We start from the raw sequence: 13,111 nt of genomic DNA on the forward strand, positions 1-13,111 counted from the left end.
CCTACTGGGTGGGATCGGGCGGCGGTCAGTTGACGGAGCGCGGGATCGGGCGGCCGCGGCAGGCGGCGCGGAATTGCTGCCGGGACAGGCCCCGCATGCCGCGCCGGTCGGCGACGCCCGTGCAGGCGGCCTTGCGGTCGGCCTTGTTCAAAAACCTGGTGCCGGTGCTCGGCACGGCGGTCGGCGCCGGCGCGGTGTAGGACTGCGCGAGGGCCGCGCCCGCCGGTCCGGCGAGGAGAAGGAGTGTCAGGGCGGTTCTGAGCACGGGAAAAGGCTCCGGGTGAGGGCCGGCGAAGGGTAGCGGCACCGGCGCCAACCAGCAAAGGCTGCGCCAGGGTCGGTGCGCCGCGCAAGGTCACGCGCTGCTGCCGAGGGCGGCGAGGACGGCGCCGCTCGGCGCGACCCAGCCGAAGATGCCGCCCTGGGCCGTGATCATCGCGAGGCCGGCGTCGTGGAAGGCCGGGATGTACGAGGCGCAGGCGTCCGAGACCACGAGGCAGCGGTAGCCGCGGTCATTCGCTTCCCGCACCGTCGTGTGCACGCAGACCTCCGTGGTCACGCCGCAGACGATCAGCGTGGCGATGCCGCGCTCTTCGAGGAGACCGCCGAGGCCGGTGGCGTAGAACGCGCCCTTGCCGGGCTTGTCGATGACGATCTCGCCCGGTTCCGGCGCGAGATCCGGAACGATGTCGTGCCCAGCCTCGCCGCGGATCAGGATGCGGCCCATCGGCCCCGGCTGGCCGATCCGGGCGCTGGGCGCCCCGCGTTCGACCTTGGCCGGCGGCGCGTCCGAGAGGTCCGGCGCATGGCCCTCGCGGGTGTGCACGACGAGGAGCCCGGCCGCGCGGGCCGCCGCCAGCAGCGCCCGGCACGCCGGCACCGCCGCGGCGAGCCGGGAGACGTCGTTGCCGAGGCTCTCGCCGAAGCCGCCCGGCTCCAGGAAGTCGCGCTGCATGTCGATGATCACGAGGGCGGTGCTGCGGAGGTCGAGCGGCAGGACGCCGGGTTCCGCGGCGATGGTTCGGTGGCTGGACATGCGGCCCTCCGGGGTGAGGTCCGGGCCATCATGTATGCATGGAAGGCCAAACGCCTGCCTATTCCATGCACGAACATGCACGAACTCCGGGCAAGCCGCGTCCTGCGCATGCAGGATAGGCCTCAGCCCCCCGTGGTGCCGTCGGCAGCCGCCTTGCGGGGCGCCGGTCGGGGCGTGCGCAGGCGCTCGGCCGCCCGGGTGGCCGCGCCCGCGGCATCGATGCTCTCGAAGGCGTCCTCCACCACGCTCATGTGAACGAGCATGGCCGCGTTCGCGCCGGCCGCGTCCCGCGCGAGCACCGCGCGCACCACGACGTCGTGCTCCGCATGCGAGCGCGCGAGGCGGCCGGGGGCCCCGAACTGCGCCCGGCGATAGGGCAGCAGGCGCCGGCGCAGGCCGCGCGCGATCTCCTCGAGGGCCCGGTTCTGCGCGCCCGCGTAGAGGAGGCTGTGGAAGTCGAGGTTCGCGGCCACGTAGCCGTCGCGGTCGTCCGCGGCGGCGAGGCGCCCCATGTCGTCGTGCAGGGCGCGCAGGCGCCCGCGCTCGGCGGAGGTCATGCTGAGCGTGGCAAGCCGCGCGCAGCTCGCCTCCACCTCGCCCATGGCGATGAACAGCATGTCGAGCTCGTCGGCCGTCACCGCCCGGACCGTGGCGCCGAGGCGCGGACGCAGGTCGATGAGGCCCGTCCCGTTGAGGAGGCGCAGGGCGTCCCGGACCGGCGTGCGCGAGACCCCGTAGCGGCGCGCGAGCACCTGCTCGTCGAGGTGCTGCCCGGGCAGGAGGGCCCCCGACAGGATCTCGTTGGCGATCTGCTCGGAGAGGGTCTCGGCGCGGGTCTGGGACGCTGGCACGGGGCGATCGTCTTTCATCGGGGAGAGTGCGAATGGCGCGCGGTCGCGGCCCGGGCGCCGCAGGATGCGACCGGGGCCGGGCGGGCGCAATGCATCCTTCCAGCAACCCGCGACCGCTGCGAAGGGCGGCAGCGACGCACGCGGGTTGGGCACTGCATTTGGCGCGATCACGACTCGCGCCCGGTTTAGACCCCTGTTCGACGCTCATCGCCGGGGATGTCTTCGGGAATCCTGGCGAACGACTGTGCAAATCGCCGTGAATCTGCTGCTACACGCGGCATCTGTTGCGGATTTGTGACTTCGGACCTGCGGCCGCGTCGCTACGGTCGCGCTGGCATATCGGTTGCTGCCCTGCCGACGGAGTTTGTGACAGGAGAACCACGATGCTCGCGAAGACCCTCACCGCGGTCGCTCTCGGCCTCGCGACCATGGGCCAGGTCGTTGCAGCCGACCTCAGCGAGAAGGACAAGAAGGCGCCCGTCGAGGCGCCCGCGAAGGAGGCATCCTTCTTCCTCTTCGCCGACACGCAGGTCAGCTACCGCTGGCAGTTCCCGACTGTGTCGCCGGGCGTGCAGGTCCTTCAGGCGGACGGGACCTTCCGCAGCCGGGAGGCGCCCAAGCACATCCTCAACATCTCGCACGCCGATGCCTGGGCCTACGGCACGAACTTCTTCTCCCTCGACATCCTGAAGTCCGGCTCCCAGTTCCCGGCCGGCACCACGAACCCGCCCGGCACCATCGGCAACCCGTTCTTCGCCGATTACGGCAACACGGAAGCTTACGGCCTCTACCGTGGGACGCTGAGCCTGAACGCGCTCAGCAACACCAAGGCCTTCACGATCCCCGGACTGATCAAGGACGTGTCCCTCGCCTTCGGCTTCGACGCGAACTCGCAGAACGACGCGTTCGGGTCGAAGAAGCGCGACATCGTCGGCGGCCTCAACTTCGCCTTCGACGTTCCGGCGGGCTTCCTGAACCTCGGCGTTCACGCCTACAAGGAGTGGAACCGCAACGGCTTCAACGTCCAGCCCGACCGGGATCAGAGCTTCAACACCGTCCCGGAATTCGAGCTCGTCTACAACTTCCCGCTCGCCTTCACGGGCCTGCCGCTGAGCATCGCGGGGTTCAACAACATCGTCCTGCCGAAGGGCCGGGGCGTCAGCAGCCTCGCCGCCTACGCCTTCAACCCGCCCCGCGGGCTGGAATTCCTCTCGCGCACGAACCTCGTGCTCGACCTCGGCAAGCTTGTCTACGACTCGCCCAACCGGGTCGACGTGTTCATCGGCTTCCAGTACTGGCTGAACAAGTTCGGCAACGTCGAGACGGCGACCTTCAAGGGCACCGAAGAGAAGAGCTTCCTGGCCGGCGTGGCCTTCCACGTCTTCTGATCCCGCGGCGTCCGATCGGACTGAGGCTGCCCCCGGACCCGTCCGGGGGCCGACACACGGAGCTCGGATGACCGACAGCCCAGGACCGCGCCGCCTCTGGATCCGCGAGCCGCTCGGCATCCTCGCCGAGGATGCGGCGGGCGGCGTCGTGGTGGCAGGCAGCCGGATCGTGGAATGCGTGCCGGCGGGCGGCGCGCCCGCCGAGCCCGTGGACGAGACCTTCGACGCGCGCCGCCACGTCGTCATTCCGGGGCTCATCAACACGCACCACCACGTCTTCCAGTCGCTGACCCGGGCGCATCCGCTCGCCATCAACAAACCGCTCTTCCCCTGGCTCAAGGCGCTGTACACCGTCTGGCCGCGGATCACGCCGGAGGCATTCCGCCTCGCGACCCGCCTCGCCTACACGGAGCTTCTCCTCTCCGGCTGCACCACGGCCGGGGACCACCACTACCTGTTCCCGAAGGGCCTGGAGGATTCGGTCGACGTGCAGGTCGAGGAGGCCCGGTCCCTCGGCATCCGCGCCTTCGTCACCCGCGGCTCGATGAGCCTGTCGGAGCGCGAGGGCGGCCTGCCGCCGGACAGCCTCGTGCAGGACGACGACACGGTGCTCGCCGACAGCGAGCGCGTGCTGCGCCTGTTCCACGACCCGGCGCCCGGCGCGATGGTGCAGATCGGGCTCGCGCCCTGCTCGCCCTTCAACGTCACGAAGCGGCTGATGCGCGAGAGCGCGCAACTTGCCGAGGCGCACGATTGCCGGCTGCACACCCACCTCGGCGAGACGCTCGACGAGAACGCCTTCTGCCTGGACATGTTCGGCCAGCGCCCCGTCGACTACCTGGAGGAAGTCGGCTGGATGGGCCCGCGCACCTGGCTCGCGCACGGCATCCACTTCGACGACGGCGAGGTCGCCCGCCTCGGCCGGGCCGGCGTCGGGGTCTGCCACTGCCCGACCTCCAACATGACCCTGGCTTCGGGCTGCTGCCGCACCTGCGACCTCGAGGCGGCGGGCGCGCCGGTCGGCCTCGGCGTCGACGGCTCCGCCTCGAACGACAGCTCGAACCTGATGGAGGGCGTGCGCCACGCCCTGATGATCAACCGGCTGACCTACGGGGCGGAGCGCGTCACCCACCTCGACGCCCTGCGCTGGGCCACCGAAGGCTCGGCCGCCTGCCTCGGCCGCACCGATATCGGCCGGATCGCGCCGGGCCGCGAGGCCGATCTCGCCCTGTTTACCCTGGACGAGCTGCGCTTCTCGGGCGCCCACGATCCGCTCGCGGCCCTGGTGCTGTGCGGCGCCCACCGGGCCGACCGGGTGATGGTGGCGGGCCGCTGGCGGGTGATCGACGGGGAGCCCCTCGGCGTCGACACCCGGGCGCTGCGCGAGGCGCACACCCGTCTCGCGCTCGACCTGTTCGGCGCCTGAGGTGGAGATGCGGGCGCCAGCCGGCGGGCAGGCCGGCCCGATGCCGCTCTACGGAGCCTACGGCATCGTCAAGCGCTTCGGCGACTTCACCGCGAACGACCGCATCGACCTCGAGATCCGCGGCGGCGAGATCCACGCCCTCCTGGGCGAGAACGGCGCCGGCAAGTCGACCCTGATGAAGATGCTCTACGGCCTGCTGCAGCCGACCGAGGGCACCCTCACGCATCGCGGCGAGCGGGTGCGGCTGGCGAGCCCCGAGGCCGCGCGGCGCATCGGCATCGGCATGGTGTTCCAGCACTTCTCGCTCTGCGAGAACCTGACGGTCGCGGAGAACATCGCCCTCGTCATGCCCCGCGGCCTGAAGGGCCGGGCCCTCGCGCGGCGGATCGCAGCGCTCGCCGACGCCTACGGCCTTCACCTCGAACCGGACCGCCCGGTCTGGTCGCTCTCGGCGGGCGAGCGCCAGCGCATCGAGATCGTCCGGTGCCTCCTCCAGGAGCCCCGCCTGCTCATCCTCGACGAGCCGACCTCGGTGCTGACGCCGGGCGAGGCCGAGACCCTGTTCGGGGTGCTGGAGCGCCTGCGCGACGAGGGACGCGCCCTCCTCTATATCTCGCACCGGCTGGAGGAGGTGCGCCGCCTCTGCGCCCGGGCCACGGTCCTGCGCGCGGGCCGGGTCGTCGGCACCTGCGACCCCCGCCTGGAATCCGCCCGATCGCTCGCGGCCCTCATGGTCGGCCAGGAGGTCCGTGCGCTGACGCCGCCGCAGTCCCGGACGCCCGGACCGGAGCGGCTGCGCCTCGCCGATCTCGACGTGCCGGCGCCGGGCCTTCACGGCACGCGCCTGCGCGGCATCGGGCTTTCCGTCCGGGGCGGCGAAATCCTGGGCATCGCCGGCATCGCCGGCAACGGGCAGGCCGAGCTGTTCGCGGCGCTCTCGGGCGAGGTGCGCGCGGACCCTGCGGCGATCCGCATCGATGGGCGCCCGGCGGGCGCGCTTCCCATCAACGCGCGCCGACGCCTCGGCGCGGCCTTCATCCCGGAGGAGCGCAACGGCCACGCCGCGGCGCCAGCCATGAGCCTGTCCGAGAACGCCCTTCTGTCCCGCCACGCCACGGCGTCGCTCACACGCCTCGGCGTCCTGCGGCTCGGCGCGGCCCGCGCCCTGTCCCGGCGCGTGATCGAGGCCTTCGACGTGCGCAAGGCGGGGCCCGACCCGGCCGCCGGCACACTCTCGGGCGGCAACCTGCAGAAGTTCGTCGTCGGGCGCGAGATCCTGTCCGATCCCTCGCTCCTCGTGGTCAACCAGCCGACCTGGGGCGTCGACGCGGCCGCCGCCGCCCACATCCGTCAGGCCCTGATCGACCTCGCCGGACGCGGGGCCGCGATCGTCGCGATCAGCCAGGACCTCGACGAGCTCTTCGAGATCGCAGACCGCATCGCCGTCCTGAATGACGGCAGGTTGTCCGAGCCCGTACCCGCGGCCGAGACCGATCGCGGGGCGATCGGGCTGCTGATGGGCGGCGGGACGGCCGAGCCGGCCTCAGACGCGCGGATGGCGGCCCATGGCTGAGCGCAAGCCGCGGGCCGAGGCCCATCCGGACGTTTCCTCGACGATCGGCGCCATCACATGCGCCTCGACCTGACGCCCCGGCCGCGGCGCTCGGCCGTGATGGAAGCCCTCTCGCCGCTCCTCGCCTTCGGGGCGGCGGTGCTGGTGGGCGGTGTCGCGGTGGCGGCCTACGGGGTCTCGCCGGCCGCCGCCTTCGCGACCTATTTCCTGACGCCCCTCAGCGAGGCGTGGTCGCTCGCCGACATCGCGCAGAAGGCCGCGCCCCTGGCGCTGATCGCGACCGGGCTCGCCTTCTGCTACCGGGCGGGGCTCTGGAACATCGGGGCCGAGGGCCAGTTCGTGGTCGGCGGCCTCGCGGGCGGCTGGATCGGCGTCGCGACCCACGGCGCCACCGGGGCGACGTTCTGGGTCCTGCCCCTCATGCTCGCGACGGGAACGCTCGCGGGCCTCGCCTACGCGATGATCCCCGCCTTGCTGCGCGTGCGCCTCGGCGTCTCCGAGATCCTGACGAGCCTCATGCTGGTCTACGTGGCCGAGCTTCTGCTCGATTACATGGCCCGCGGACCGCTGCGGGACCCCGCCGGCTACAACTTCCCGCAGAGCGTCACGTTCGACGAGGCCGCCCGGCTTCCCTACCTGATGGAGGGCGACACCCTGCATGCCGGCACCCTGATCGGGCTCGCGGCGGTGGTCCTCGCGACCTTCGTCCTCGCCCGCACCCTGTTCGGGTTCGAGGTGCGCGTCGTCGGGGCGAGCCCCCGGGCCGCGCGGTTCGCCGGCTTCAGCGACGCCCGCCTGACCCTTGCGGCCTTCGCGATCTCGGGCGGCGCGGCGGGGCTCGCGGGCATCGCCGAGGTGGCGGGCCGGATCGGGCAGCTGCAGCCGACGATCTCGCCGGGCTACGGGTTCACGGCGATCATCGTCGCCTTCCTGGGACGGCTCTCCCCGCCAGGGATCCTGGCCGCCTCCGCGGTCATCGCGCTGACGAGCATCGGCGGGGAGGCCGCGCAGATCGACCTGAAGCTCCCCCTCGACCTCACGCGGGCCTTCCAGGGCCTGCTCCTCGCGCTGGTGCTCGGCGCCGACGTGCTCGCCCGCTACCGCGTCCGCCTCGTGGCCGGGGGCGCGCGATGAGCCTCGACCTCGTGCAGATGGTCCTCGTCACGGTGCTCACCGCCGCGACGCCGCTGATCCTCGCGGCCATCGGCGAGCTGGTGGCCGAGCGCGCCGGCGTCCTCAACCTCGGCGTCGAGGGGATGATGGTGCTGGGGGCGGCCGCGGGCTTCGCGGTGGCGATCGAAACCGGCTCGACCACCCTCGGGGCGCTCGGCGGCATCGCGGCCGGCCTCGCGCTCGCCGCCCTGTTCGGGCTGCTGACCGTCGGCCTCGCGGCGAACCAGGTCGCCGCCGGCCTCGCGCTGACCATCCTCGGCCTCGGCCTCTCGGGTCTCGTCGGTGCCTCCTACGTGGGTCTCAAGCGCGAGCCGGCGCCGCACCTGCACGTCCCCGGCCTCACGGAGCTGCCGGGCGTCGGGACGCTGCTGTTCGGCCAGGACGCCTTCGTGTACGTCGCCCTCGCCCTGGTCGGCGGAGTCTCCTGGTTCCTGTGGCGCACGCGCGCCGGGCTGACCCTGCGGGCGATCGGCGACGACCATGCGGCGACCCACGCGCTCGGCCTGCCGGTGCGCCGGACGCGGTTCCTGGCGGTGCTGTTCGGGGGCGGCTGCGCGGGGCTCGCGGGCGCCTACCTGTCGCTCGCCTACACGCCGTTCTGGGCGCCCGCCATGACGGCGGGCCGGGGCTGGATCGCCCTCGCCCTCGTGGTCTTCGCGTCCTGGCAGCCCCTCCGGGTCGCCGCGGGGGCGCTCCTGTTCGGCGGCACGACCGTGCTGCAATTGCACGCGCAGGCCGCCGGCCTCGGCCTGCCGGGCCAGGCGCTCTCCGCGCTGCCCTACCTCGCCACCATCCTGGCCCTGGTCTTGCTCTCGCTCGGCCGGCGCCGGGGCGGCTCACCCGCCCCCGCCGCCCTCGGGCGGGACTTCACCCCGCACCGCTGACGGGCGGGCGCGCCGCAACGAACAAGGGGATCGTTCCACGATGCGTATGATGGTCGGCGCGCTGATGGTCGCGCTCATCGGTCTGTCCCCGGCACGCGCCGAGGACAAGCTCAAGGTCGGCTTCGTCTACGTCGGGCCCGTGGCGGATTACGGCTACTCGTTCCAGCACGACGAGAGCCGCAAGGCGCTCGCCGCCGCGCTTCCCGACAAGGTCGAGACCACGTTCATCGAGAACGTGCCCGAGGCCGACAGCGAGCGCGCCATCGAGAAGCTCGCCCGCTCGGGCATGGGGCTGATCTTCACGACCTCGTTCGGCTTCATGGAGCCGACCCTGAAGGTCGCCAAGAAATTCCCCAAGATCCGCTTCGAGCACGCCACGGGCTACAAGCGCAGCGCCAACGTCGCGACCTACTCGGCGCGGTTCTACGAGGGCCGCTACGTCTGCGGGAAGATTGCCGGCAAGCTCACGAAGTCCGGCACGCTCGGCTACATCGCCTCCTTCCCGATCCCAGAGGTGGTGAGCGGCATCAACGCCTTCATGCTCGGCGCGCAGTCCGTGAACCCGAACGTCAAGGTGAAGATCGTCTGGGTGAACTCCTGGTTCGACCCCGGCAAGGAGGCGGAGGCCGCCAAGGCGCTGCTCGCCCAGGGCGCCGACATCCTCTCGCAGCACACCGACTCGGCGGCCCCGCTGCAGGAGGCCGAGAAGCAGGGCAAGCTCGCCTTCGGCCAGTCCTCCGACCAGTCCCGCTTCGCCCCGAAGGCGCAGCTCACCTCCATCGTGGACGACTGGTCGGGCTACGTCATCGCCGAGGCGCGCGCCGCCCTCGACGGCACCTGGACGAGCCACGACACCTGGGGCGGGATCAAGGACGGCATGGTCGTGCTCGCGCCCTTCGCCAACATGCCCGACGACGTGAAGGCGCTCGCCGAGGAGACCAAGGCCGGCATCGTCTCGGGCAAGATCCACCCCTTCGCGGGGCCCGTGGTGAAGCAGGACGGCAGCCTCGCCGTGAAGGAGGGCGAGACCGCCCCCGATCCGATGATCCTCGGCATGAACTGGTACGTGAAGGGGATCGACGACAAGCTCCCGCAGTAGCGCCTCAGTTGCGCGGCGGGGGCGGCGCGACGGGCTCGGCCGGCGGCGCCTCGACGGGGATGCCGCGGCCCGGCGTCACCGGGACGGCGTCGCCGGCCCGGATGGCCTCGGACTCGTTGCGGGGGCCGGCGAGCCCCTCCGTGCCGCCGGGGGCGGTGGCGGGTTCGCGCCCGGCCGGGGCGCCGACCGACTGCGCCGCCGCCGGGCCGCAGAAGGGGGCGATGAGGGCGAGGGCCGCGAGGGCGGGGACGGCTTTCAGGCTCATGACAGGCTCCGGCACGGACCCGTGGGGCAGCGACGCCCGGGTCGATCGACGTGCCAAAACGGAGGGTGCCCCGAAGGTTCCGGCCCGCCCGGCGCCGTCCCGCCCGAACTCTGTGCAATCTGCCGAGGGCGTCGGCACATCCCCGGTCCAATCACCCGAAGTCCGGCTCAGCGCCGGTGGCGCGGCTTCCGGAGGAGGAGCCCGCGACCGCCCCGATGGCCGCGCCGCAGGCCTCGGCGCGCGCCGCCCGGCGCCGTCACCCGCGGCTGCCCGGCGGGCGGGGTCAGGGTCCCCTGGCTCCAGGCGGTGGCCGGCGCGGCCCCCGCAGGAACGGGCGCACCCGCGCAGAGAAGGACCAGGGCGAGCGGGGCGGCCCGCAGCCACCATGACGTCGAAGCCATCGAGATCCCTTCCCCTCGTGAATGCCGCGGGACAAGCGCGCCGGCCCGCAGCCGGTTCCAGGGGCCGAGGCGCTCTGGCATGTCGCTTGCGCGAATGCGTCCGGATGGACCGCGGGATCGGGAGCGACGGTTGAGCGATGGATGACCGGCCTGCCGCCTCCCAAGTACCCGAGCCCGCACCCGGCCGGCCGGCGCCGCCCGCGCGGGTGTCCCCGCCGATGCTCGGCCTCCTCGGCCTGCAGCACGTGCTGGTGATGTACGCGGGCGCCGTGGCGGTGCCGCTCATCGTCGGGCGCGCGCTGAAGCTGCCGCCCGAGCAGATCGCCCTCCTCGTCAGCGCCGATCTGTTCGCCTGCGGGCTCGCGACGCTCGTGCAGAGCTGGGGCGTGCCCGGCATCGGCATCCGCATGCCGGTGATGATGGGCGTCACCTTCGCCTCCGTGACGCCGATGATCGCGATGGGCACGAACCCGGCGATCGGGCTCACGGGGATCTACGGCGCCGTCATCGCGGCGGGCCTGTTCGGCATGCTCGTCGCGCCGCTCGTCGGCCGGCTGCTGCCGCTGTTCCCGCCCGTCGTCACCGGCACCATCATCCTAGTCATCGGCGTCTCGCTCATGCGCGTCGGCGTCAACTGGGCGGCCGGGGGCGTCGGCAACCCGAATTACGGGGCCCCGACCTACCTCGCCATCGCGGCCGTCGTTCTGATGATCATCCTCGCCATCACGCGCTTCGCCTCGGGCTTCGTCGCCTCGGCGGCGGTGCTCATCGGGATCGTGGCCGGGACGCTGATCGCCCTGCCCCTCGGCCTCGTCGATTTCGCGAACGTCGCCCGCGCGCCCTGGCTCGACGTGGTCCGCCCCTTCGCGTTCGGTCTGCCGACCTTCGACCCCGTCTCGATCGTCACCCTCTGCATCGTGATGATCGTGGTGATGATCGAGTCGACCGGCATGTTCCTGGCGCTCTCGGAGATCACCGAGGATCCGGTGACGGAGGAGCGCCTGTCGCGGGGCCTGCGGGCCGACGGGCTCGGCACATTGATCGGCGGCGTGTTCAACACCTTCCCGTACACGTCGTTCTCGCAGAACGTCGGGCTCGTCGGCGTCACCGGCATCCGCTCGCGCTACGTCACCGTGGCGGGCGGCGCGATCATGCTGGTGCTGGGCCTCATCCCGAAGCTCGCCGCCCTCGTCGAGGCCGTGCCCCAGTGCGTGCTCGGCGGCGCCGGCCTCGTGATGTTCGGCATGGTGGCGGCCACGGGCGCGCGGATCCTCGGGGCGGTCGACTTCGCCGGCAACCGCGATAACCTCTTCGTGGTGGCGATCTCGGTCGGCTTCGGCATGATCCCCCTCGTCGCGCCGAACTTCTTCAAGCAGATGCCGCACGCGCTGCACCCGCTGCTCGAATCCGGCATTCTCCTCGCCGCGATCGCGGCGGTCCTGCTCAACCTGTTCTTCAACGGGCTCGGCGGCGACGCGGAGGCGCGCGATGCCGCCCTCCGGCAGGCCCGGGCGGCCGAGGCCCATTGATCGGGAGTTCGCGGCGATGCTGAAGGCGGCCCAGTACGGGAAGGCCCGTGTGCGGATCATGCGCCTGACCCGCGACGGCGACCATCATACCCCGCGGGAACTCGATCTCACGGTGCTGATGCGCGGCAGCTTCGACGCGGCCTGGACCGAGGGCGACAACCGCGCCTGCGTGGCGACCGACAGCGTCAAGAACATCGTCAACGTCACGGCGGCGCGCCACGTCTCGGCCGACACGGAGGCGTTCGTGCAGGCGGTGGCCGCCGTGTTCCTCGACAGCTATCCGCAGGTCGAGGCCGTGACCATCCGGGCGCTGGAGACGCGCTGGCGTCGCCACGCCATCGCGGGCGCCCCCCACGGCCACACCTTCACGCTGGACGGGAACGGCCGCGGCTTCGTCGAGCTGGACGCCGGGCGGGACGGGACGGTCCTGCGCTCGGGCCTGCGCGGCTACACCTTCATGAAGACCACGCAGTCGGGCTGGTCGGACTTCGTGGATGACGGCTACCGGACGCTCTCCGACACCACGGACCGCATCGCCGCGACCAGCATGGACGCCACCTGGACCTGGCAGGGCGTGCCGGACGACTACGCCGCCACGAATGCGCAGGTCCTCGACACGCTGATCGCCGTGTTCGGCACCACCTACAGCCGGGGCGTGCAGGACAGCATGTACCGGATGGGCGAGGCGGTGCTCGCAGCGATCCCGGAGATCGCGGAGATCAGCTTCGCGATGCCGAACAAGCACTACATCCCGATCAACCTGACGCCCTTCGACTTGGAGAATGTGGGCCAGGTCTTCCTGCCCACCGACGAGCCGCACGGGCAGATCGAGGCGACGATCGGGCGTTCCTGACAGGGCCCCGCATCAGCCGGCACCTGCGAAATCCCCCGCGCGGGCGCTGTTCTGTGCCCCCGTCGGCTGGCCGCGTGACAAAGCGCACCCGTAGCGATCGCCTCGTCGAAAATGGCCAAATCTCGGGCATCGCCCGCTAACCCGATGATTACCCTGGATTTTCGGAAAGCGCTTCCGAAGTTCTCGCCTTGCCGGAGACAGGAAACCTAGGTTCGTGCGCGCATTCTGTGCAGTGGGTGGCGATTGATGCGCCAGCGCTGCACAACATATCGCTCCCAGTGGGCGAGCCACCGATCAATCCGGCTCGCCGAAAGAACTGGATTCCGCCATGTCCGCACGCCTCACCGCCGCAGCCCTCCTCCTGGCGTTCTCCGGCAGCGCCGCCCTCGCGCAGAGCTACAATGCCCCCGCGGGCATCCCCCCCGCCCTGGCACCCGGCGGCCTGGAGGGGCGCGCCGCGATCGCGAACTTCCTCGACGCGCGCGATGCCCCGGCGCGCTACGCCGACCCGCGCCTGAGCGATGATCTCGCCACAGGATCGCTCGGGCACACCCGCACGCTGCGCGGCTACCCGCAGCGCTGAGAAAGCCGCCAAAGAGCCGGCGTCCGTGCATACACGGACGCCGCCCGAAC

General features: G+C 72.0%; 14 protein-coding genes. 9 read left to right on the plus strand and 5 right to left on the minus strand.

The genetic code is table 11. The features are described 5' to 3' along the window. Positions 1-25 precede the first annotated feature (25 nt). From ACLBXP_RS05430 to ACLBXP_RS05440, 3 genes are all read right to left on the minus strand, one after another. On the minus strand, positions 26-265 hold the full coding sequence (locus tag ACLBXP_RS05430; protein ID WP_447666553.1) for a hypothetical protein: 240 nt from the start codon (positions 263-265) through the stop codon (positions 26-28). A 90-nt stretch (positions 266-355) separates the two neighbouring features. Next, positions 356-1,036, minus strand: a complete 681-nt coding sequence (locus tag ACLBXP_RS05435) for a cysteine hydrolase family protein (protein ID WP_447666554.1) — start codon at positions 1,034-1,036, stop codon at positions 356-358. 122 nt (positions 1,037-1,158) lie between these two features. Next, the gene (locus ACLBXP_RS05440) at positions 1,159-1,887 is read right to left on the minus strand and encodes a GntR family transcriptional regulator (RefSeq protein ID WP_447666555.1); all 729 of its coding nucleotides are present in this window, start codon (positions 1,885-1,887) and stop codon (positions 1,159-1,161) included. Between the two features lie 383 nt (positions 1,888-2,270). Between ACLBXP_RS05440 and ACLBXP_RS05445 the strand changes: the two genes are divergently transcribed. The 6 genes from ACLBXP_RS05445 (at position 2,271) to ACLBXP_RS05470 (ending at position 9,430) form a co-directional block, all read left to right on the plus strand. Then, entirely contained in the window at positions 2,271-3,275 is a 1,005-nt protein-coding gene (locus ACLBXP_RS05445) for a hypothetical protein (protein WP_447666556.1), read from the plus strand. A 67-nt stretch (positions 3,276-3,342) separates the two neighbouring features. Next, a complete protein-coding gene (locus ACLBXP_RS05450; protein ID WP_447666557.1) occupies positions 3,343-4,701 on the plus strand; it encodes an 8-oxoguanine deaminase in 1,359 nt (452 codons plus the stop codon). A 7-nt stretch (positions 4,702-4,708) separates the two neighbouring features. Then, positions 4,709-6,274: an ABC transporter ATP-binding protein gene (locus tag ACLBXP_RS05455; protein ID WP_447666558.1), complete on the plus strand. Its 1,566-nt coding sequence runs from the start codon at positions 4,709-4,711 to the stop codon at positions 6,272-6,274. 57 nt (positions 6,275-6,331) lie between these two features. After that, a complete protein-coding gene (locus tag ACLBXP_RS05460; protein ID WP_447666559.1) occupies positions 6,332-7,408 on the plus strand; it encodes an ABC transporter permease in 1,077 nt (358 codons plus the stop codon). Then, positions 7,405-8,331 (plus strand): ABC transporter permease, encoded by a 927-nt coding sequence (locus ACLBXP_RS05465; RefSeq protein ID WP_447666560.1) that lies wholly within the window; start codon positions 7,405-7,407, stop codon positions 8,329-8,331. The genes ACLBXP_RS05460 and ACLBXP_RS05465 overlap by 4 nt, the downstream gene beginning before the upstream one ends. A 46-nt stretch (positions 8,332-8,377) precedes the next feature. Beyond that, positions 8,378-9,430 carry a BMP family ABC transporter substrate-binding protein gene (locus tag ACLBXP_RS05470; RefSeq protein ID WP_447666730.1) on the plus strand — a complete coding sequence of 351 codons (1,053 nt, stop codon included), beginning with the start codon at positions 8,378-8,380 and terminating at the stop codon, positions 9,428-9,430. Between the two features lie 4 nt (positions 9,431-9,434). Here the strand turns inward: ACLBXP_RS05470 and ACLBXP_RS05475 are convergent, their stop codons facing one another. Both ACLBXP_RS05475 and ACLBXP_RS05480 read right to left on the minus strand, forming a co-directional pair. After that, positions 9,435-9,695 carry a hypothetical protein gene (locus ACLBXP_RS05475; RefSeq protein WP_447666561.1) on the minus strand — a complete coding sequence of 87 codons (261 nt, stop codon included), beginning with the start codon at positions 9,693-9,695 and terminating at the stop codon, positions 9,435-9,437. A gap of 167 nt (positions 9,696-9,862) precedes the next feature. Beyond that, a complete protein-coding gene (locus ACLBXP_RS05480; RefSeq protein ID WP_447666562.1) occupies positions 9,863-10,096 on the minus strand; it encodes a hypothetical protein in 234 nt (77 codons plus the stop codon). A 218-nt stretch (positions 10,097-10,314) separates the two neighbouring features. Here ACLBXP_RS05480 and ACLBXP_RS05485 point away from each other — a divergent pair, with 218 nt between their 5' ends. The 3 genes from ACLBXP_RS05485 to ACLBXP_RS05495 all read left to right on the plus strand — a co-directional run bounded on the left by ACLBXP_RS05485 (position 10,315) and on the right by ACLBXP_RS05495 (position 13,061). Further along, entirely contained in the window at positions 10,315-11,625 is a 1,311-nt protein-coding gene (locus tag ACLBXP_RS05485) for a nucleobase:cation symporter-2 family protein (RefSeq protein ID WP_447666563.1), read from the plus strand. Positions 11,626-11,641: 16 nt separating this feature from the next. Beyond that, complete coding sequence (gene pucL / locus ACLBXP_RS05490; RefSeq protein WP_447666564.1) at positions 11,642-12,478, plus strand: factor-independent urate hydroxylase; 837 nt, start codon at positions 11,642-11,644, stop codon at positions 12,476-12,478. A gap of 328 nt (positions 12,479-12,806) precedes the next feature. Further along, a complete protein-coding gene (locus tag ACLBXP_RS05495; RefSeq protein ID WP_447666565.1) occupies positions 12,807-13,061 on the plus strand; it encodes a hypothetical protein in 255 nt (84 codons plus the stop codon). Positions 13,062-13,111 lie beyond the last annotated feature (50 nt).

The organism is Methylobacterium sp. A54F (genome assembly GCF_053346035.1).

Coding starts and splice junctions, on each gene's coding strand:
- ACLBXP_RS05485 (WP_447666563.1), top strand. CDS start 10,315: ATGCTCGGCCTCCTCGGCCTGCAGCACGTGCTGGTGATGTACGCGGGC.
- ACLBXP_RS05460 (WP_447666559.1), top strand. CDS start 6,332: ATGCGCCTCGACCTGACGCCCCGGCCGCGGCGCTCGGCCGTGATGGAA.
- ACLBXP_RS05445 (WP_447666556.1), top strand. CDS start 2,271: ATGCTCGCGAAGACCCTCACCGCGGTCGCTCTCGGCCTCGCGACCATG.
- ACLBXP_RS05470 (WP_447666730.1), top strand. CDS start 8,378: ATGATGGTCGGCGCGCTGATGGTCGCGCTCATCGGTCTGTCCCCGGCA.
- pucL (WP_447666564.1), top strand. CDS start 11,642: ATGCTGAAGGCGGCCCAGTACGGGAAGGCCCGTGTGCGGATCATGCGC.
- ACLBXP_RS05465 (WP_447666560.1), top strand. CDS start 7,405: ATGAGCCTCGACCTCGTGCAGATGGTCCTCGTCACGGTGCTCACCGCC.
- ACLBXP_RS05450 (WP_447666557.1), top strand. CDS start 3,343: ATGACCGACAGCCCAGGACCGCGCCGCCTCTGGATCCGCGAGCCGCTC.
- ACLBXP_RS05495 (WP_447666565.1), top strand. CDS start 12,807: ATGTCCGCACGCCTCACCGCCGCAGCCCTCCTCCTGGCGTTCTCCGGC.
- ACLBXP_RS05475 (WP_447666561.1), bottom strand. CDS start 9,695: ATGAGCCTGAAAGCCGTCCCCGCCCTCGCGGCCCTCGCCCTCATCGCC.
- ACLBXP_RS05455 (WP_447666558.1), top strand. CDS start 4,709: ATGCGGGCGCCAGCCGGCGGGCAGGCCGGCCCGATGCCGCTCTACGGA.
- ACLBXP_RS05480 (WP_447666562.1), bottom strand. CDS start 10,096: ATGGCTTCGACGTCATGGTGGCTGCGGGCCGCCCCGCTCGCCCTGGTC.
- ACLBXP_RS05435 (WP_447666554.1), bottom strand. CDS start 1,036: ATGTCCAGCCACCGAACCATCGCCGCGGAACCCGGCGTCCTGCCGCTC.